Origin of the sequence: Geobacillus stearothermophilus ATCC 12980, assembly GCF_030369615.1 — a bacterium.
Classification (GTDB): Bacteria; Bacillota; Bacilli; order Bacillales; family Anoxybacillaceae; genus Geobacillus; species Geobacillus stearothermophilus.
This window is the reverse complement of record NZ_CP128494.1, coordinates 1,759,072-1,776,731: the sequence shown is the minus strand read 5'-3', so window position 1 is coordinate 1,776,731 and position 17,660 is coordinate 1,759,072. Positions and strand designations below refer to the sequence as shown.

Below are 17,660 nucleotides of genomic sequence, written 5' to 3'. Positions count from 1 at the left end.
GGATGTTTACCGGTATTATTGAAGAGGTCGGCACGGTTGAACAAATGAGGCAAACGGGCGACGCCATCGTGATGGCGATTGGCGCCCGCCGGGTGCTCGAAGACGTTCGCCTCGGCGACAGCATCGCCGTCAACGGCGTCTGCCTGACCGTCACGTCGTTTACTGACCGGCGGTTTACCGTCGATGTCATGCCGGAGACCGTCAAGGCGACGGCGCTCAAAACATTGAAGCCGGGATCGAAAGTGAACTTAGAGCGGGCGATGGCGGCTGGCGGGCGGTTTGGCGGCCATTTCGTCACCGGTCATGTGGACGGCGTCGGGCGCATCGTCCGCCGATGGCCGAAGGCGAACGCCGTCTACTATGAAATTGAAGCGCCTCCCCCGCTTCGCCCGTACATGATTTATAAAGGATCGGTCGCCGTCGATGGGACGAGCTTGACGATTTTCGGTCTGAGCGAGCGCACGTTCACCATTTCGCTCATTCCGCATACGCGTGAAGCGACGATTTTAGGCGAAAAGCAGCCGGGCGACCTCGTCAATATCGAGTGCGATATGATCGGCAAATACGTCGCTGCTTTTCTTGCCGCGAAAGAGGAGCTGCCTTCTGGAGTGACGAGCGAATTTTTGGAGCGGCATGGCTATAAATAAACGGGATAGGGGGCAACTTCAGATGTTTGACACGATTGAAGCGGCACTGGACGCGCTGAAAAACGGCGAAGTGATCATCGTCTGCGACGACGAAGACCGGGAAAATGAGGGCGATTTTGTCGCATTGGCTGAAAAAGCGACGCCGGATGTCGTTAATTTTATGATCACCCATGGCCGCGGGCTTGTGTGCGTGCCGATTACGGAAGAGTTGGCGGCGCGGCTCGGGCTTGAGCCGATGGTCGCGCATAACACCGACGCTCATGGGACGGCGTTTACCGTCAGCATCGACTACAAGACGACGACGACCGGAATCAGCGCCTACGAGCGGGCGGCGACCATTCGGGCGTTGCTCGATCCAAATGTGAAAGCGAGCGATTTTAAACGGCCTGGCCATATTTTTCCATTGATTGCCAAACAAGGCGGCGTCCTGCGGCGCGCCGGCCATACGGAAGCGGCGGTCGATTTGGCCCGCCTTTGCGGGGCGAAGCCGGCTGGCGTCATTTGCGAAATCATGAAAGAGGACGGAACGATGGCGCGCGTTCCGGATTTGCGGCAAATCGCCGACCAATTCGGATTGAAAATGATCACGATCAAAGATTTGATCGCCTATCGGAGCCAGCGGGAAAAACTAGTGAAGCGCGAGGTCGACATTTGGCTGCCGACTGAGTTCGGCGAGTTTCGCGCCGTCGGCTACACGAACGTGCTTGATGGCAAGGAGCATGTGGCGCTCGTCAAGGGAGACATTATTCCCGATGAACCGATTCTTGTGCGCGTCCACTCCGAGTGTTTAACCGGTGATGTGTTCGGTTCGTATCGGTGCGACTGCGGTCCGCAGCTGCATGCGGCGCTGCGGCAAATCGAAGCCGAGGGGCGTGGGGTGCTGCTTTACATGCGTCAAGAGGGGCGCGGCATCGGCCTGATGAACAAACTGCGCGCCTATAAGCTGCAAGAGCAAGGCTACGATACGGTCGAGGCGAACGAAAAGCTCGGCTTCCCGGCCGATTTGCGCGACTACGGCATTGGTGCGCAAATTTTAAAAGACCTTGGCGTCACGAAAATGCGTCTGCTCACGAACAATCCGCGCAAAATCGCCGGCTTGAAAGGGCACGGGCTTGAAGTTGTCGAACGGGTGCCGCTTCAAATGCCAGCGAAAAAAGAAAATGAAAAATACTTGCGCACGAAATATGAAAAACTAGGGCATATGCTTCATTTTTGAAAACAGGAGGAGAAAAAACATGCGGGTTCTTGAGGGAAATTTAGTCGGCACCGGGTTGAAAATCGGCATCGTCGTTTCTCGTTTTAATGAATTCATTACGGGCAAGCTTTTGTCAGGGGCGATCGACGGTTTGACGCGCCATGGCGTCAGCGACAATGACATCACGGTCGCCTGGGTGCCGGGCGCATTTGAAATTCCGCTCCTCGCGAAAAAAAATGGCGGAATCGAAGCAGTTTGATGCCGTCATTGCGCTCGGCGCCGTCATCCGCGGGGCGACGAGCCATTTTGACTACGTGTGCAGCGAGGCGGCCAAAGGCGTCTCCCACGCCGCGCTCTCAAGCGGCGTCCCGGTCATTTTCGGCGTATTGACGACCGATACGATCGAGCAAGCCATTGAACGGGCCGGCACAAAGGCGGGCAATAAAGGCTGGGAAGCGGCCGTTTCGGCCATTGAGATGGCGAACGTTTTGCGGACATTTGTGTAAAAAGGCATGAAATGGTTCACAATATCGGTGAGAATGTTTATAATACGTATAGAGAAAATGACAACGTGTTTTCCTTTTCGGAAAAGCGTTTGTCGATAATGAGGGATTTTTATGTTGATCCGTTATCGAAAAAACTATGAGAAAATCGCCATGGGACTGTTGTCGTTTATGCCGACGGAAAAAGATTTGAAACGGCTCCAGCAGACAATCAAACAGTATGAAACGAACAGCGACTGGCAGCTGTTTTTATGGAAGGAAGGGGACGATATCGTCGGCATTATCGGCGTCCTGTTGTGCGCTCCTGATGTTGTGCAAATCCAGCACATCAGCGTCAATCCATCGCATCGCCACCAAGGGATCGGAAAACAGATGGTCAAGGCGTTGAAAGAGGCGTACCCCGACCGTCGGCTATGCGCGAACGAGTGGACCGCCTCGTTTTTCGATAAATGCCAAACGTGCTAGCCCAACGAGACAAATCGGCGCAACGCCGCGCTGTTGCGGGCGGCAGAGGGGTTATGTCCCTTCTGCTTTCGCCCGCTTTTTTTGTTCGCGGGCGGCGATGACGTCCGAACGGTCGCGCCGCCGGTGTTTGTCTACAAGGTCGATATCAGTGAGATCGCTCGCCTGCCCCCAAACAAGCTGCCGCTCGGCGCAGGCGGCTTGGCACTGTTCGTACAGGGAGCGGTCGCGAATCGGCAGCTCAATGCTTTCATACGGTTCGCCGCGGGCAATCCGCTCGGCGGCCTCTTCAAGCAGCACGGCCAACTCCTTCTCGTCAAGGCCGAGCCGGCGGATCATCCCGCGCGCCTCCTCAAGCAACGTCCGCGCCCGTTTGATAAGGCGGAGCGCGCCGGAACTGTTGCCGCGCCGGTAGTGGTAAAAGGCGACGGCAATTTGGATGAGAATGAGCCATTCCCGTTTCCGTCCGTCGCGCTTCCATTGTTCTTCTAAAATCTCATGACATTCGAAATAATCGCGGTCGCCATGGAAATGGACTAAATAGTCGATATATGCTTTTGGATACATGGGCCATCGTTCCTTTCGCCGAGGCGTGTTTCGCGGTAGGCGACCTTGTTGCCAGGCAAAGCCGTGCAGCTGCCGGCGTTGCGGCAGGGCTCTCCTTGTATTATACGTTTTCATGGCGTTCGAGGCAAAAACCGTCTCATTTCCGTTCGCTTCGCCGCGGAATTATGATACAATAAGTATATTGCCAGCAAGGTTCTCCAATGTGCGCATCGGCGCGGGGAATGGCTGCGGAAAAATGGTGGGATGGATGTGCAAGTGCCGTATAACGTCAAAATTGAAGCGTTTGAAGGGCCGCTTGACTTGCTTTTGCATTTAATCAACCGCTATGAGATCGATATTTACAACATTCCGGTGGCGCAAATTACGGAACAGTATATGGCGTACATTCACGCCATGCAAGAGCTTGAGCTTGATATCGCCAGCGAATATTTGGTTATGGCGGCTACGCTGTTGGCGATGAAAAGCAAAATGCTGCTGCCGGTGTCCGACGAACACGCCGAAGACGACAGCTTGGAATTCGCCGAGGCGGACGATCCGCGCGAAGAGCTGATGCAGCGGCTTCTTGAGTACAAAAAGTTTAAGGAAGCTGCACGCGAGCTGAAGCGGCGCGAAGAAGAACGGGCGCTTCTGTTTACAAAACCCCCGAGTGACTTGAGCGCGTACGCCGATGAAAAAAAAGCGTCCGCGCCGCTTGATGTCAACGTCTACGATATGCTCGGCGCCCTGTCAAAACTGTTGCGCCGCAAAAAACTGCAAAAACCGATGCGGACGAAAATTGCCCGCCAAGATATTTCCGTTGAAAAGCGGATGGCGGAAATTTTGCATGAACTGCAGCAGGCGAAAGAACGGAAAAACTTTTATGAGTTATTTCCGTCCTGCGACCGTTCGTATATCGTTGTCACTTTTTTGGCTATTTTGGAATTAATGAAACAAAATAAAATCATCGTTGAGCAAGAGCGGAATTTCAGCGATTTGTTTCTCGCCGCCAATCATCTGGCCGGTTGAGGCGGTTCGCGATGGCGGACCGCTTTCCTTTTGCCTGCTGGGCCCATCGGCTGATGGTCGGTGCGAAGGAGAGACGGACAGCTGCTGATTCGGAAAAGGCTCATGAGCAAGTTTTGCTCTTCGCCCAGGCGTGAAAATGTCTGCTCAAGGCATGCGCATCTTCACGAAAAAGTCTCATGGGCAACGTTTTGCCCTTCACCCGGGGATGAAAATCACGCGCCAGTCCTGCATTTTCGCGGAAAATGCCGGGAAGCCGCAAGATGGCTGCAGTTGCGATCAAAACGGTGAAAAAGGAAAGGGGAGAAGGGAGAATGGACCAAAAGGAAATGAAAACAAACAGCGCTGCTGGTGCGCCGGCTCCATTCAAAGCGATCGTGGAAGCGCTGTTGTTTGCCGCTGGCGACGAGGGGCTGTCGCTTGCCCAAATTGCCGCTGTTTTGGATATTGGCGAGCCGGAGGCGAAAGCAGTGATGGCGGCGCTCCAGGAAGACTGCTGCCGCGAAGAACGCGGCATTCAGCTGGTCGAGCTGGGCGGCGTGTTTTTATTGGCGACGAAGAAAGAGTATGCTCCGTATTTGAAAAAGCTGGTCGAAGCGCCGGGAGCGTCGCCGCTGTCGCAGGCGGCGCTCGAGACGCTCGCCATTATCGCCTACCGCCAGCCGATTACGCGCGCTGAAATCGAGGAAATCCGCGGCGTGAAAAGCGACAAGCCGCTGCAGACACTCATGGCGCGGGCGCTCATTAAAGAAGTCGGCCGCGCCGAAGGGACTGGGCGGCCGATTTTATACGGGACGACGGCCGAATTTCTCGACTATTTCGGCCTGAAAACGATTGAAGAACTGCCGCCGCTGCCAGAATGGACGGACGATGGCGAGGTTGAGCGGGAAGCTGACTTGTTTTTCGGAAAATTGGCGGAAAATTTGAGCGACGGACAGCCGTAATATGGTAAACTAAAGAAAAAACGGCTGACCGGGAAGGGGTGCGCTCATGAACATTTGCCGCCTGCACGGCGAAGAATTGCAAAAATCGCAGTCGAATACGTTTGAGGACTACTTCAACCGATCGGAAGTCACGTACCGCGACGGCGGCGAAGAGCGGACGCTGTCTGTGTTGTATTTGCGCCATTTTGAGGCGGCGCTGCTTGATTGGCTGCCGTATGAAAGCGATCCACTGTTTACGGCTAACGGGCGCGACATTCGTTTGCGCGACATCATTGCTTTTGTCTGTTTATGGAAAAATCCGGCGTATCGGAAGCGAAAGCGCGTCTACATTCATGATGAAGAGGAATTGCGCCGTTATTTTGCTGAGGTAGACGCCAAAACGCTGCAGGCGCTTGTCAGCGAATGGGCGGAAACCGGCGAGTGCCGCTTGCCAGAGCGCGCGCCGCAGTGAAACAAAAGCCGTGTGTTCCGTGCTTGGCGGGGCCGGCAAAACGGCTATACGGGCAAGAAAAAGCGGTTCCTTCGGGCGAACCGCTTTTTTTCTTATGGACTATTGTGTGCGCGGCTTGGTCGGATCGCAGGCCGGAGCTTTCACTTCGCCGGTCGTTTCCGCCAGCTTTTGCAAGTAGTAACATTCTTCGCGCGCCATATGGTCGGCCATCAGCGGCGACTGCATGCCTTGGACGTAATAGATGCTTTTCCCCTCCTTCTGTTTTTTCAGCTGAGTATGCCCTCGCTCCTCTATGTATGAGCAGCCAAAAATTTGGGTGAATGCGGACAAGAACGATTTCCGCAAGCAGGCATACGATATGGCGAAAAAAGCAGGAGGAGGTTTTTACCAAATGAACGATCAAGAGAAGTTCGCCCAGTATGCCGCTGAGGTGAACGAATGGGCAAGACAAGTTGAGAAAGCGTTGGCGTTGCGCGGAGCCAGCACGGATGGCGCTTCGTCGCTGTGCGGGTTCATTGCCGCGCATGACGGCGAGTGGACGGAAGAGGCCGTCCGCGAGCTTCAGCGCCTTGTTGATGACGTATACGCCGCCGCGCTTTGCCGCTATGCCGAAGAGTCGGCCGAATGGGGAAGGCAGGTGGAGCATGCCTTGTCCGTGCGCGGGGCAGCTGAGGATGTTGGCCTTTCTTCCTTGTTGGCGTATATTGACGAACGGAACGGTGCGTGGACAGAGGAAGCGGTTTCCGAACTCCAGCGTCTTGTTGACGACGTGTACAACCGGGCCGTCCGTCTTGCGGACTTTTCGGCCGCCGAAAAAGACGAAGAGGCGCTGTTTCTGGAAGAGGAAGCGCCGCTGGTTGAATCGGGCGGTGTTGGCGAAGACGGCGAGGAAGAACGGCTGGACGTCGGCGAAGAGGGGAAGCGGGAGGAAGAGTCGGAGCAGCCTTTTGATTCGGCAACAGCACAGGCAGAACCGGCTTCGTCGCTCCCTTCGGACCTTCATGACGAAGAGCGGCAACAGCCGATCCCGCCTGGCAGGCATGTGCTGCCGCCTTTGCCGTACAGCTATGATGCGCTTGAACCTCATATTTCCGAAGAAATTATGCGCCTTCACCATACGAAGCATCATCAAAGCTACGTCGATGGTCTGAACAAGGCGGTGCGCATGATGGCCGAAGCGCGCCGGACGAACAATTTTGAACTGCTGAAGCATTGGGAGCGGGAAGCGGCGTTCCACGGCTCCGGGCATTATTTGCATACAATCTTTTGGTACAACATGCATCCAGAGGGCGGCGGCGAGCCGCGCGGGGAGCTGCGGGCGCAAATCGAGCGCGATTTTGGCAGTTTTACCGCCTTTCGCCGTCATTTCACCGAAGCGGCGAAAAGCGCCGAAGGGGTCGGCTGGGCGCTGCTCGTTTGGGCGCCGCGAGCGCACCGTCTGGAAATTTTGCAGGCGGAAAAACACCAGCACATGGCGCAATGGGATGTGATTCCGCTTCTTGTGCTCGATGTATGGGAGCACGCCTATTACTTGCAATATAAAAACGACCGGGCGGCATACATCGAACATTGGTGGAACGTCGTCAATTGGCGCGATGTCGAAGCGCGTTTTCATGAGGCGCGGAAGCTGCGCTGGCAGCCGTTTTAACATCTTTCCGAAAGAAGTCTGAGGGTGTCCCAAACACAACGGGACACCCTTTTTTATTACAAGAGGTAGGAACAAATCACTTCGGCGACACGATATATTGTATCTCTCTCAAAGAGGACGATCTTTTGGGACAGCCTCAGCTGAATGTTGGTAGGCTTTAGCCAATCCATACGATCGAATATGGTTAGAACGGACACCTTCGGAATGAAGGGAAGCGTAATTGTGTGTGGCTTACCGTTCGGCGAACACGCACAAGTCGCTTGAAGTCCCCCGCCTCTAAGCGAAGCGTAGGCGGTGGGGAGTTCACCCGAGCGGGGAAGACCCCGCTTCTTTTTTTAGATGAAGGCCGTTTCGGGGGTAGTTCGCCGGAAGCGCCGCCCCGGTAGGTTTTGCCGCAATTTTTCATCATATTTGTCCCACCGGCGCATACACTTGTACAGAACATGGCCTTGGTATGTCGCGATCTTCCCTCTATTGCACTCATTTCAGGTTGAATGGAAAGGAGGAACAGGCGATTCCTCTCCGCTCCTTAAAGGAGGGGGATCCTCGCCGATATGAGATGAATAAGAAGAAGCGGCTCATTGCGCTCATTCTTGCACTCGCTGCGGGGATTATGGCATTTGTTCCAGAGCGGATGCGCGCTATGGATGGGGTGAGCGCAAAAAGCGCGATTTTGATAGAGCAGCATTCCAGGCGGGTTTTGTTTGCCAAGGATGCCTATACAAAACGGCGCATCGCCAGTATTACGAAAATTATGACCGCCATTTTGGCGATTGAATCGGGGAAGATGGACGACACGGTGACGGTCAGCGCCCGCGCTGTCCGGACCGAAGGGTCGTCAATTTACTTGCGCCAAGGGGAGAAAATCAAACTGCGCGATTTGGTATATGGGCTGATGCTTCGTTCCGGCAACGACGCGGCGGTGGCCATCGCTGAACATGTCGGCGGCAGCGTCGAGGGGTTTGTGTTTTTAATGAACAAAAAGGCGGCTGAAATCGGGATGCGCGACACAGAGTTTGCCAATCCGCACGGATTGGACGATGCGGAAAACCATTACTCAACGGCCTATGATATGGCGTTGCTCATGCAATACGCGATGAAAAACGAAGAGTTTCGTCGCATTTCCGGAACGAAAGTGTACCGCGCCCCCGCTCCGCCCGGCGAAGACGGCGCGCGTGTGTGGCGAAATAAAAACAAGTTGTTGACAAGTCTTTACGAATATTGCACCGGCGGCAAAACCGGCTATACGAAACGAGCCCATCGCACGCTCGTGACGACGGCGTCCAAAGGCGGCATCGATTTGATCGCCGTGACGTTGGATGCACCGGACGATTGGAATGACCATATCGCTATGTACGAATATGGATTTTCTCATTATCACATCGCCAAAGTGAGCAGCGAGCGGGTGGTCGACAAAATTTCTGATCCGTTTTACCGCGGGCGGCTGCAGGCGGTCCGCGATTTGCGATATCCGGTGACCGATAAAGAGGAGAGCGGGCTGCGGGTGAAAGTGTATTTGCTGAAGCCGCGCAAAGAGTGGAAAGAATACCCAGAACAGGCACCGACAGAGGTCGGAAAGGTGGTGCTTTATTTGCATCAAAAGGCGGTTGATTCGGTGCCGCTGCTGTATGAACCGGGAAAGGAAGAAAGCGGCCGAGGGTTTTTATGGCAAGTATTTCGCTTTTTAGGTGTGAGAAGCGATGGTTAACCTCATTTGGGTGATGATGGCGGTGATTGGCATCGTCTTTGCGGCGGCCAACGGCACGATGGACGAAGTGAACAAGGCGGTGTTTGAAAGCGCGAAAGAGGCGGTGACGATCAGCATCGGCATGATCAGCATTTTAGTCTTTTGGCTCGGGTTGATGGCGATTGCCGAGCGGTCCGGCTTGCTTGCTAACGTTGCGCGCCTGTTTATGCCGCTCGTACGCCGCTTGTTTCCAGAGGTGCCGCCCGGCCATCCCGCGCTTGGCTATATCGTCTCGAATATGGTCGCCAACATGTTCGGCCTTGGCAATGCGGCGACGCCGATGGGCATAAAGGCGATGGAGCAGCTAAAAAAGCTCAACGGCGGCCGCGACGAAGCGAGCCGATCGATGGTGACGTTTTTGGCCATGAACACATCAGGCATTACGCTCATTCCGACGACTGTCATCTCGATTCGCATGACGTACGGTTCAGCGGCGCCGAGCGAGATCATTGGGACGACGATCGTCGCTTCGACGATTTCGACGATTGGGGCGGTATTGATTGACCGGTACTATTATTGGAAACGGATGCGGAAAGGCAGGAAGCCATAATGGCTATCGTCCAACTTCTTTCTGTTTGGCTGATCCCTGCGCTCATTGCTTTTATTTTGCTTTACGGTACAGCAAAGAAAGTGCCGACGTACGAAGCGTTTGTGGAAGGCGGCAAGGAAGGGATCGAGATCGCGTTTTCGCTCATCCCGTATTTGGTCGGCATGTTGGTGTCGGTCGCCATTTTCCGAGCCTCAGGGGCGCTTGATGCCATGATGGAAGTGATCAAACCGCTGGCTGATGCCATTGGACTGCCGGCCGAAGTCGTTCCGCTTGCGGCTCTCCGCACGCTTTCCGGCACGGCGGCGCTCGGCATGACGACCGATTTGATCGCTACTTACGGCCCGGATTCGTTCATCGGGCGCCTTGCTTCTACGATCCAAGGCAGTACGGAGACGACGCTTTACGTGCTCACCGTCTATTTTGGCGCCGTCGGCGTCAAAAAAATGGGCGATGCGTTAAAAGTCGGCATTTTGGCCGACATTCTCAGCTTTATTGTTTCTGTTTTCATCGTTTTGTTTGTATTCGGGCGCTAGCGGCGCCTTTTTTCGTTCCCGCCGTCCGGCGGGTTTTTTGTTTGCAAAGGGGACGGGAAAGGTGAAAAATAAAAGTGCCGTACTTGTATCTGTTAGACGGAAAGGGTAAGATGATGAAAGAGGTGAGAGAGAATGGAACGGTTGCAAAAAGTGATCGCCCGCGCCGGCATCTCGTCAAGGCGCAAGGCGGAAGAACTCATTTTGCAAGGGCGGGTGAAAGTGAACGGCCGCGTCGTCAAGGAGCTTGGCGTCAAGGTCGGGCCGCGCGATGATGTCGAAGTCGACGGCATCCCGATCGAGCGCGAAGAGCCGGTGTATTATTTGCTGTACAAGCCGCGCGGGGTGATTTCCAGCGTCAAAGATGACAGAGGCCGCAAAGTGGTGACCGATTTTTTCAAAGATCTGGACAAACGCATTTATCCGATCGGGCGGCTTGACTACGATACGTCTGGACTGCTTTTGTTGACGAATGACGGCGACTTTGCCAACCTGCTTATGCACCCGCGGTATGAAATTGAAAAAGTGTACATTGCCAAAGTGAAAGGCATTCCAACGCACGAGCAGCTGAAACGGCTCGAACAAGGAGTGCAGCTGGAAGATGGCATGACGGCGCCAGCCAAAGTGAAGCTGCTCTCCGCCGACCGGAAGAAGGGGACAGCCATTGTGGAAATCCGTATCCACGAAGGACGAAACCGGCAAGTGCGCCGCATGTTTGAGGCGATCGGCTGCGAGGTGCTGAAGCTGAAGCGGGAGCGGTACGCGTTTCTCGATTTGAAAGGGATGCGCCCCGGCGAATACCGCGAGCTGACACCGCATGAGGTAAAGTTGCTGCGCGTCCTTGCCCAATCCGGGGGAAGAAAATGACGAAGATTGTCACATAATGTTCATATCCTTGCGCATAAACGAGCGAGGGACTTTGCTATGATGGAAAATGGGAGATTGTGAACCGCTTGCCTCCCCCTCTAGCGTTGGCTGTGGGGGAGGAGAAGCGTAAAGGGGTTTGAACGATGAAAAAGCAACAGCGCTTAGTGATGAGGACAGCGATTTTGCTCGTGTTGCTCGCGGCGATCGGCTATACGATTTACACGAATTTTTTCACGGAGAAAACGGCTGTCGCTGTTGGTTCGACGGCGCCTGATTTTGTGTTGGCCGATTTGAAAGGGCATGAACATCGTCTTTCAGACTATCGCGGCAAAGGCGTCTTTTTGAATTTTTGGGGGACGTGGTGCAAACCGTGTGAGCGGGAAATGCCGTATATGAACGAACTGTACCCGCTCTATCAAAAGCAAGGTGTCGAAATTTTGGCGGTCAATGTCGGCGAACCGAAGCTGAGCGTCGAGAAATTTGCGGAGCGGTTTGGTCTGACCTTTCCGATTGTGATCGACCGTCAAGATCAAGTGTTGAACGCCTATAATGTCGGCCCGCTGCCAACCACGTTTTTGATTGACAAAAACGGCGAAGTGAAGAAAATCATCACCGGCACGATGACAAAAGCAGACATTCAGCGCCATTTGGAAAGCATCAAACCGTAAGGAGTTTTGCATCATGAAACAAGTCAAATGTGAATGTGGGCACGTCAACCCGCATGGCACGGCGTTTTGCGAATCATGCGGCAAACCGCTCGAGGAGCGGGCGGGGAAAACGCTTTTGGACATGCGCTACGAAGGAAGCGCGCGCCGGTCGCAAACGTACAAGCGAACATTCATCGATCAAATTTGGGCGTTTTTCTCGTCGGTCAAAGTCGGAGTGGCACTCATCGTCATTACGCTCATTGCTTCGGCGATCGGCACGATTTTCCCTCAGCAAATGTATATTCCGCCGAACGTCGATCCGGCGGAGTATTATAAGCAGCAGTACGGTTGGGCAGGGAAGCTGTATTATGAGCTCGGCTTTAACAACTTGTACGGCTCATGGTGGTACATCCTGCTCATCGCTTTAATCGGCGTTTCGCTTGTCATTTGCAGCTTGGACCGGGTCGTGCCGCTATATCGCGCCTTGAAGCGGCAAGGGGTGAAGCGCCATCCGCATTTCTTGGAGCGGCAGCGGTTGTTTGGCGTCTCGCATGTGAGCGATCTCGACAAAACGATGGCCGTGTTGAAAGAACGGCTGGCTGCGCGGCGCTACCATGTCTGTGAGGAAGACGGGCATTTGCTCGCTGAAAAAGGGCGGTTTTCCCGTTGGGGGCCGTACGTCAATCATATCGGCCTCATCATTTTCTTGATCGGGGCAATGCTTCGTTCCGTTCCCGGCATGTACATCGATCGGGTGATGTGGATTCCGGAAGGGGAGACGAAAGAAATTCCGGGGACAAACGGCCGCTACTTTTTAAAGAGTGAAAAATTTATTTTTGAAACATATGAGAAAGGCAAAGACAACGAAGTGTTCAACGCTGCCATCGACCGCGTCGGCAACGGGATGATCGCCAAAAACTATCAAACAAACGTTGTGTTGTATAAGCGCGTCGGTCCTGTGATCCCCGGCGCCAAGCCGAAGCTTGAAAAAGTGAAGGAGTATCCGATTCGCGTCAACAAGCCGCTGGAGTTCGATCATTATGCGCTCTATCAAGTCGATTTCCGCTTGAATGAGCCGAAAGCGATGTCATTTCAGTTGGCGGACAAACAGTCGGGGAAAACGTTCGGCACGGTGACGGTCGATTTGTATGATCCGAAAGAGTTGTACAATCTCGGACATGGGTATCGCGTTGAGCTATTAAGCTATTTTCCTGATTTTGAGTTTGATGAAGACGGCAATCCGTCAACGAAGTCGCGCGTGCCGAACAATCCGGCGTTCGTGTTCAAAATGTACGCGCCGGACCGTCCGAAAGGGGAAGTCAGCTTCGTCGCCATCCAACAAACGATCGAACCGTTTGGCAACAACAAGTACAAAATGGCGTTCGCGGGGTTTGAGACGCGCAATGTCTCCGGCTTGACCGTCCGCCGCGATTTCACGCTTTGGATTTTAGGGGTAGGCGGCGCGATTTTCATGATCGGGCTCATCCAAGGGATGTATTGGAACCACCGCCGCATTTGGGTGCAACGGGTCAACGGCGAGCTATGGATCGCCGCGCACACGAATAAAAATTGGTTCGGCTTGAAAAACGAGCTGCGCCGTTTGCTTGACGGTACTGGTGTGAATATGCCGGCCGATCAGCTCGAAGAAGGGAAACAGGCCGGACAAGGGGGGCAAGCTCATGGACATGGCACAGCTTAGCAGCACATTGCTCTATATTTCGTTTGTGTTATATTTGATCGGCACGTTTTTTTTTGGCGGCGCCATTCGCGACAAACGGAAGGAGCGGCAAGGAAAGGATCGTTGGTCGCAGCTTGGCATTGCCGTGACGATCATCGGTTTTCTCACCCAGGTCGGGTATTTCATCACGCGTTGGATCGCTGCCGGGCATGCTCCGGTGAGCAATTTGTTCGAGTTTACAACGTTTTTCGGCATGATGCTTGTCGCTGCTTTTATCATTGTTTATTTCATTTACCGGTTGAGCGTGCTCGGCCTGTTTGCGCTTCCGGTCGCGTTGCTGATCATCGCCTATGCGAGCATGTTTCCGCGGGAAATTTCGCCGCTCATTCCCGCCTTGCAAAGCGATTGGCTGCACATCCATGTGACGACGGCGGCCGCCGGGGAAGCGATTTTGGCGATCAGTTTTGTCGCGGGTTTGATTTATTTGATTCGCGTCGTCGATCAGTCGAAGCCGTCCAAGCGCACGTTTTGGCTGGAAGTCGTCATGTTTTGCCTTGTGGCGACGCTCGGCTTTGTCATCGTCTCAACAGCGTTTGGGCTTTCCGGGTACGAAGCGAAGTTCACGTGGGTTGATAAAAACGGCCAGGCGGCTGAAGTCGAGTACCATATGCCGGCGCTTGTCGGGCCGCATAAAGGAGAGCTGGTGAAAGAAAGCGCCGGCCGCATGGAGCCGCTTGTTGAAATGCCGGCGATCATCAACGCGAAAAAGCTGAACACGGTCATTTGGTCGCTCATGGCCGGTGCGGTGCTGTATGCCGCTTTTCGTCTTGTGCTGCGCAAGCGCATCGCCGCCGCGCTCAAGCCGCTTGTGAAAAACGTCAACTTGGATTTGACCGATGAAATCGGCTACCGGGCGGTGGCGATCGGCTTTCCGGTGTTTACGCTCGGGGCGCTCATTTTCGCGATGATTTGGGCGCAAATCGCCTGGACCCGCTTTTGGGGCTGGGACCCGAAGGAAGTGTGGGCGCTCATTACGTGGCTGTTTTACGCCGCTTTTTTGCACCTCCGGCTGTCAAAAGGCTGGCATGGGGAAAAGTCGGCATGGCTTGCTGTCATCGGCTTTGCCATCATCATGTTCAACTTAGTAGCGGTCAACCTCGTCATCGCGGGGCTGCACTCGTACGCTGGAACATAATGGAAAACAACCGGATGCCCTATTGGCGGGCATCCGTTTTTTCAGTAAACTAGAAAATGGGGGACTGTTTCTATATAGACTCCCATGACAAAAAAATTTCGTCACCATCGGAAGGATGAAAAGACCTCTATGTTGAATTTTACAACTTTACACATTTTGGAGTTCGGGTATTTTCAGGATAGATGCAATTTAAAGCTTTAACATTTTTCGTTTTGACCGGTCATTTCATCCAACTGTCGAGTGACCGAACAACACCGCTTAAAGACCCATGAATGGGTCTTTAAGCGAGTCGTTGTTCGGTCTTCCGTCACGCCTTAGCGTGACGGAGGCAAGCCTACGGCTTGCCTTCGACAGTCAAAAATGGATGAGCCACTTTTCCGTCAAGGATATGTTAAACGATTTCGTTGCATCTATATAGCTGATGAAGGAGGGTGCTTTGGCATGGAAAAGCAAGAAAAGCCGGTTCGTATTTTGGTGGTGGATGATGAGGAGCGCATCCGCCGGCTGTTGAGAATGTATTTGGAGCGGGAAAACTATGTGATCGACGAGGCCGGCGACGGCAATGAAGCGTTGGAGAAGGCGTTGACCAACGACTACGATGTTATATTGCTGGATTTGATGCTGCCGGGCAAAGACGGCATTGACGTCTGCAAAGAAATTCGCGAGCAAAAAACGACGCCGATCATTATGCTGACGGCCAAAGGCGAGGAGTCGAACCGCGTTCAAGGATTTGAAGTCGGCACGGACGACTATATTGTCAAGCCGTTCAGCCCGCGCGAAGTCGTGCTGCGCGTAAAAGCGCTGTTGCGCCGCGCGGCGAATGCCGCTTACGCGCCGGTGGAGACGACGGCGAAAGACGTGCTTGTGTTTCCGCATTTGACGATTGACAACGACGCCCACCGGGTGACGGTCGACGGCAAGAAAGTCAGCTTAACGCCGAAAGAATATGAGCTGCTTCTCTTTTTGGCCCGCTCGCCCGACAAAGTGTTCGACCGCGAACAGCTGTTGAAGGAAGTATGGCATTACGAATTTTTCGGCGACTTGCGCACGGTCGACACCCACATTAAACGGTTGCGCGAAAAGTTGAATAAAGCGTCGCCGCAGGCGGGAAAAATGATCGTCACCGTCTGGGGCGTCGGCTACAAGTTTGAGGCAGTGAACGACTGATGTGGCTGTTTCGCAGCGTCGTCGGCAAGCTATGGTTTACGATTTTGTTGCTCGTTTCGTGCGTGCTGTTTATTTTAAGCATTTTGCTTATTAAATTTTTGGAAGATTATTATGTGCAGGAAGCGGAAAACGACTTGACCCGCCTGGCGGCAAAAGTGGCCGAGGTGATGCACGATTACCGCGATGAGCAGCTTGCCCGCTCGATCGCTTGGACGCTTGTGGACAATCGAACGAAAGCCGTCATCGTCGCCGATGAGTCGCACTATTGGTATTCACCCGATGGCGCTGACTTGCATGACGTGCCGCTGTCGTTCATCCGCCAAGATGCCGATTTGCGCCGCGTCTTCACCGATCGGACGACGGTGAAAAAACGTCTGTATGCGCCGGAGTGGCAGCACAATGAAGAGCTGCCTTACGACATGATTATCGTCGGCGTGCCGCTATCGATGCCGGGCGGCAGCCGCGGCGCTGTTTTCATTTACCAGTCGCTTGAGGCGATCGCCGATGCAACGGAGCATACGAAAGAGCTCATTTTTCTTGCCGCGTTTATCGCCATTGTCATGACGACGTTTTTTGCCTTTTTCTTGTCGACGCGTATCACCGCTCCGCTCCGGAAAATGCGGCAAGCCGCGTTCGAAATGGCGCGGGGCCATTTCGATATGAAAGTGCCGATTTTAACGAACGATGAGATCGGTGGGCTGGCGATGGCGTTCAACCAAATGGGACGGCGTCTGCAGTTTAACATCAACGCCTTAAACCAGGAAAAAGAACAGCTCGCCAGCATTTTAAGCAGCATGGCCGATGGCGTCTTGACGTTTAACCGCGACGGGGAAATTTTGATTACGAACCCGCCGGCTGAGCGGTTTTTGCAGGCGTGGTATTTTGAGCAAGGAAACGACGCGGAAGCGATGGCGCCGTTGCCGCCGCAAGTGAAAGAGCTGTTCGCCCGCGTCGTTCGCGAGGAGAAGGAGCAATCGACCGAAGTGACGCTGCAGGGGCGGACGTGGGTCATTTTAATGACGCCGCTGTACGGCAAAACGATGGTGCGCGGCGCGGTGGCTGTTTTGCGCGATATGACCGAAGAGCGGCGGCTTGACAAGTTGCGTAAAGACTTTATCGCCAACGTTTCGCACGAATTGCGCACGCCGATTGCCATGCTTCAAGGCTACAGCGAGGCGATCATCGACGATATCGCGGCAAGCGAAGACGAGAAAAAAGAGATGGCGAAAGTCATTTATGACGAGTCGCTGCGCATGGGCCGCCTAGTGAATGATTTGCTTGATTTAGCGCGCATGGAAGCCGGGCATATCGAGCTGCACTATGAACAGGTGAAGCTCGCTCCGTATATTGAGCGGGTGATCCGCAAGTTTCACGGGCTGGCGAGAGAAAAAGGGATCGAGCTGGAGGCCGAATTCCGCGATGGCGACATGGACATCGCGTTTGATCCCGATCGGATTGAGCAAGTGCTGACCAACTTGATCGATAACGCCATCCGTCATACAGAATCAGGCGGCGCGGTCCGCTTGATCGCTGAACGAAGCGGTGACGGCGTGACGATCCATGTCCAAGATTCGGGCTCCGGCATCCCGGAAGAAGACTTGCCGTTTGTGTTCGAGCGGTTTTACAAAGCGGATAAAGCGCGCACGCGCGGCCGTTCCGGAACGGGATTGGGCCTTGCCATCGCCAAAAACATCGTCGAAGCGCATAAAGGGCTCATCACTGTCCACAGTAAACTGAACGAAGGAACGACGTTTTCGTTTTATTTGCCGGCCCGCGGGCCGAAAGGAGCGTAGCGCCGTTTGGAAGAACGGGGAAGCCACAGCTTCCCTGCTTCTTTCACGTTGAAGTTTTTTTATAGTG

The 17,660-nt window shown here is 54.1% G+C and carries 17 protein-coding genes and 2 pseudogenes; 17 read left to right on the top strand and 2 right to left on the bottom strand.

Annotated elements, in window-relative coordinates:
* The first annotated feature begins 2 nt into the window (after nucleotides 1-2).
* From ribE to QSJ10_RS09595, 4 genes and pseudogenes are all read left to right on the top strand, one after another.
* Nucleotides 3-647: a riboflavin synthase gene (gene ribE, locus QSJ10_RS09610; protein WP_033017136.1), complete on the top strand. Its 645-nt coding sequence runs from the start codon at nucleotides 3-5 to the stop codon at nucleotides 645-647.
* A gap of 22 nt (nucleotides 648-669) precedes the next feature.
* On the top strand, nucleotides 670-1,863 hold the full coding sequence (locus QSJ10_RS09605; protein ID WP_033017135.1) for a bifunctional 3,4-dihydroxy-2-butanone-4-phosphate synthase/GTP cyclohydrolase II: 1,194 nt from the start codon (nucleotides 670-672) through the stop codon (nucleotides 1,861-1,863).
* Nucleotides 1,864-1,882: 19 nt separating this feature from the next.
* A pseudogene (ribH, locus tag QSJ10_RS09600) lies at nucleotides 1,883-2,348 on the top strand (6,7-dimethyl-8-ribityllumazine synthase).
* Between the two features lie 111 nt (nucleotides 2,349-2,459).
* On the top strand, nucleotides 2,460-2,810 hold the full coding sequence (locus QSJ10_RS09595; RefSeq protein ID WP_033008266.1) for a GNAT family N-acetyltransferase: 351 nt from the start codon (nucleotides 2,460-2,462) through the stop codon (nucleotides 2,808-2,810).
* A 51-nt stretch (nucleotides 2,811-2,861) separates the two neighbouring features.
* On the opposite strand, the gene QSJ10_RS09590 is transcribed toward QSJ10_RS09595, so the two are convergent.
* Nucleotides 2,862-3,374: a DUF309 domain-containing protein gene (locus QSJ10_RS09590; protein ID WP_033008269.1), complete on the bottom strand. Its 513-nt coding sequence runs from the start codon at nucleotides 3,372-3,374 to the stop codon at nucleotides 2,862-2,864.
* A gap of 243 nt (nucleotides 3,375-3,617) precedes the next feature.
* Between QSJ10_RS09590 and QSJ10_RS09585 the strand changes: the two genes are divergently transcribed.
* The 3 genes from QSJ10_RS09585 to QSJ10_RS09575 all read left to right on the top strand — a co-directional run bounded on the left by QSJ10_RS09585 (nucleotide 3,618) and on the right by QSJ10_RS09575 (nucleotide 5,771).
* The gene (locus QSJ10_RS09585) at nucleotides 3,618-4,379 is read left to right on the top strand and encodes a segregation/condensation protein A (RefSeq protein WP_033017133.1); all 762 of its coding nucleotides are present in this window, start codon (nucleotides 3,618-3,620) and stop codon (nucleotides 4,377-4,379) included.
* A gap of 311 nt (nucleotides 4,380-4,690) precedes the next feature.
* Nucleotides 4,691-5,320, top strand: a complete 630-nt coding sequence (gene scpB / locus QSJ10_RS09580) for an SMC-Scp complex subunit ScpB (protein ID WP_047818634.1) — start codon at nucleotides 4,691-4,693, stop codon at nucleotides 5,318-5,320.
* A 46-nt stretch (nucleotides 5,321-5,366) separates the two neighbouring features.
* Complete coding sequence (locus tag QSJ10_RS09575) at nucleotides 5,367-5,771, top strand: hypothetical protein (protein ID WP_053532284.1); 405 nt, start codon at nucleotides 5,367-5,369, stop codon at nucleotides 5,769-5,771.
* Between the two features lie 99 nt (nucleotides 5,772-5,870).
* Here the strand turns inward: QSJ10_RS09575 and QSJ10_RS09570 are convergent.
* A pseudogene (locus QSJ10_RS09570) lies at nucleotides 5,871-5,999 on the bottom strand (DUF2935 domain-containing protein); the annotation flags it as partial.
* Between the two features lie 163 nt (nucleotides 6,000-6,162).
* On the opposite strand from QSJ10_RS09570, the gene QSJ10_RS09565 reads away from it, so the two are divergent.
* From QSJ10_RS09565 to QSJ10_RS09520, 10 genes are all read left to right on the top strand, one after another.
* Nucleotides 6,163-7,419 (top strand): superoxide dismutase, encoded by a 1,257-nt coding sequence (locus QSJ10_RS09565; protein ID WP_033017165.1) that lies wholly within the window; start codon nucleotides 6,163-6,165, stop codon nucleotides 7,417-7,419.
* Between the two features lie 559 nt (nucleotides 7,420-7,978).
* Nucleotides 7,979-9,127 carry a D-alanyl-D-alanine carboxypeptidase family protein gene (locus QSJ10_RS09560; RefSeq protein ID WP_053532285.1) on the top strand — a complete coding sequence of 383 codons (1,149 nt, stop codon included), beginning with the start codon at nucleotides 7,979-7,981 and terminating at the stop codon, nucleotides 9,125-9,127.
* Complete coding sequence (locus tag QSJ10_RS09555; RefSeq protein ID WP_033017127.1) at nucleotides 9,120-9,716, top strand: nucleoside recognition domain-containing protein; 597 nt, start codon at nucleotides 9,120-9,122, stop codon at nucleotides 9,714-9,716. Before QSJ10_RS09560 ends, QSJ10_RS09555 begins: the two co-directional genes overlap by 8 nt.
* Nucleotides 9,716-10,249 carry a spore maturation protein gene (locus tag QSJ10_RS09550; RefSeq protein WP_011231766.1) on the top strand — a complete coding sequence of 178 codons (534 nt, stop codon included), beginning with the start codon at nucleotides 9,716-9,718 and terminating at the stop codon, nucleotides 10,247-10,249. Before QSJ10_RS09555 ends, QSJ10_RS09550 begins: the two co-directional genes overlap by 1 nt.
* 132 nt (nucleotides 10,250-10,381) lie before the next feature.
* On the top strand, nucleotides 10,382-11,113 hold the full coding sequence (locus tag QSJ10_RS09545; RefSeq protein ID WP_033017126.1) for a pseudouridine synthase: 732 nt from the start codon (nucleotides 10,382-10,384) through the stop codon (nucleotides 11,111-11,113).
* Nucleotides 11,114-11,256: 143 nt separating this feature from the next.
* On the top strand, nucleotides 11,257-11,781 hold the full coding sequence (gene resA / locus QSJ10_RS09540; protein WP_033017125.1) for a thiol-disulfide oxidoreductase ResA: 525 nt from the start codon (nucleotides 11,257-11,259) through the stop codon (nucleotides 11,779-11,781).
* 13 nt (nucleotides 11,782-11,794) lie between these two features.
* On the top strand, nucleotides 11,795-13,459 hold the full coding sequence (locus QSJ10_RS09535) for a cytochrome c biogenesis ResB family protein (RefSeq protein WP_053532286.1): 1,665 nt from the start codon (nucleotides 11,795-11,797) through the stop codon (nucleotides 13,457-13,459).
* A complete protein-coding gene (gene ccsB / locus QSJ10_RS09530) occupies nucleotides 13,446-14,633 on the top strand; it encodes a c-type cytochrome biogenesis protein CcsB (RefSeq protein ID WP_049624254.1) in 1,188 nt (395 codons plus the stop codon). Before QSJ10_RS09535 ends, ccsB begins: the two co-directional genes overlap by 14 nt.
* 441 nt (nucleotides 14,634-15,074) lie before the next feature.
* Complete coding sequence (locus QSJ10_RS09525; protein WP_033013954.1) at nucleotides 15,075-15,800, top strand: response regulator transcription factor; 726 nt, start codon at nucleotides 15,075-15,077, stop codon at nucleotides 15,798-15,800.
* Nucleotides 15,800-17,593 (top strand): ATP-binding protein, encoded by a 1,794-nt coding sequence (locus QSJ10_RS09520; protein ID WP_033013955.1) that lies wholly within the window; start codon nucleotides 15,800-15,802, stop codon nucleotides 17,591-17,593. The genes QSJ10_RS09525 and QSJ10_RS09520 overlap by 1 nt, the downstream gene beginning before the upstream one ends.
* Nucleotides 17,594-17,660 lie beyond the last annotated feature (67 nt).

What these genes read in the sequence shown, in the direction of transcription:
- ribE (WP_033017136.1), top strand. Translation starts at nt 3, where the DNA reads ATGTTTACCGGTATTATTGAAGAGGTCGGCACGGTTGAACAAATGAGG.
- QSJ10_RS09605 (WP_033017135.1), top strand. Translation starts at nt 670, where the DNA reads ATGTTTGACACGATTGAAGCGGCACTGGACGCGCTGAAAAACGGCGAA.
- QSJ10_RS09595 (WP_033008266.1), top strand. Translation starts at nt 2,460, where the DNA reads ATGTTGATCCGTTATCGAAAAAACTATGAGAAAATCGCCATGGGACTG.
- QSJ10_RS09590 (WP_033008269.1), bottom strand. Translation starts at nt 3,374, where the DNA reads ATGTATCCAAAAGCATATATCGACTATTTAGTCCATTTCCATGGCGAC.
- QSJ10_RS09585 (WP_033017133.1), top strand. Translation starts at nt 3,618, where the DNA reads ATGGATGTGCAAGTGCCGTATAACGTCAAAATTGAAGCGTTTGAAGGG.
- scpB (WP_047818634.1), top strand. Translation starts at nt 4,691, where the DNA reads ATGGACCAAAAGGAAATGAAAACAAACAGCGCTGCTGGTGCGCCGGCT.
- QSJ10_RS09575 (WP_053532284.1), top strand. Translation starts at nt 5,367, where the DNA reads ATGAACATTTGCCGCCTGCACGGCGAAGAATTGCAAAAATCGCAGTCG.
- QSJ10_RS09565 (WP_033017165.1), top strand. Translation starts at nt 6,163, where the DNA reads ATGAACGATCAAGAGAAGTTCGCCCAGTATGCCGCTGAGGTGAACGAA.
- QSJ10_RS09560 (WP_053532285.1), top strand. Translation starts at nt 7,979, where the DNA reads ATGAATAAGAAGAAGCGGCTCATTGCGCTCATTCTTGCACTCGCTGCG.
- QSJ10_RS09555 (WP_033017127.1), top strand. Translation starts at nt 9,120, where the DNA reads ATGGTTAACCTCATTTGGGTGATGATGGCGGTGATTGGCATCGTCTTT.
- QSJ10_RS09550 (WP_011231766.1), top strand. Translation starts at nt 9,716, where the DNA reads ATGGCTATCGTCCAACTTCTTTCTGTTTGGCTGATCCCTGCGCTCATT.
- QSJ10_RS09545 (WP_033017126.1), top strand. Translation starts at nt 10,382, where the DNA reads ATGGAACGGTTGCAAAAAGTGATCGCCCGCGCCGGCATCTCGTCAAGG.
- resA (WP_033017125.1), top strand. Translation starts at nt 11,257, where the DNA reads ATGAAAAAGCAACAGCGCTTAGTGATGAGGACAGCGATTTTGCTCGTG.
- QSJ10_RS09535 (WP_053532286.1), top strand. Translation starts at nt 11,795, where the DNA reads ATGAAACAAGTCAAATGTGAATGTGGGCACGTCAACCCGCATGGCACG.
- ccsB (WP_049624254.1), top strand. Translation starts at nt 13,446, where the DNA reads ATGGCACAGCTTAGCAGCACATTGCTCTATATTTCGTTTGTGTTATAT.
- QSJ10_RS09525 (WP_033013954.1), top strand. Translation starts at nt 15,075, where the DNA reads ATGGAAAAGCAAGAAAAGCCGGTTCGTATTTTGGTGGTGGATGATGAG.
- QSJ10_RS09520 (WP_033013955.1), top strand. Translation starts at nt 15,800, where the DNA reads ATGTGGCTGTTTCGCAGCGTCGTCGGCAAGCTATGGTTTACGATTTTG.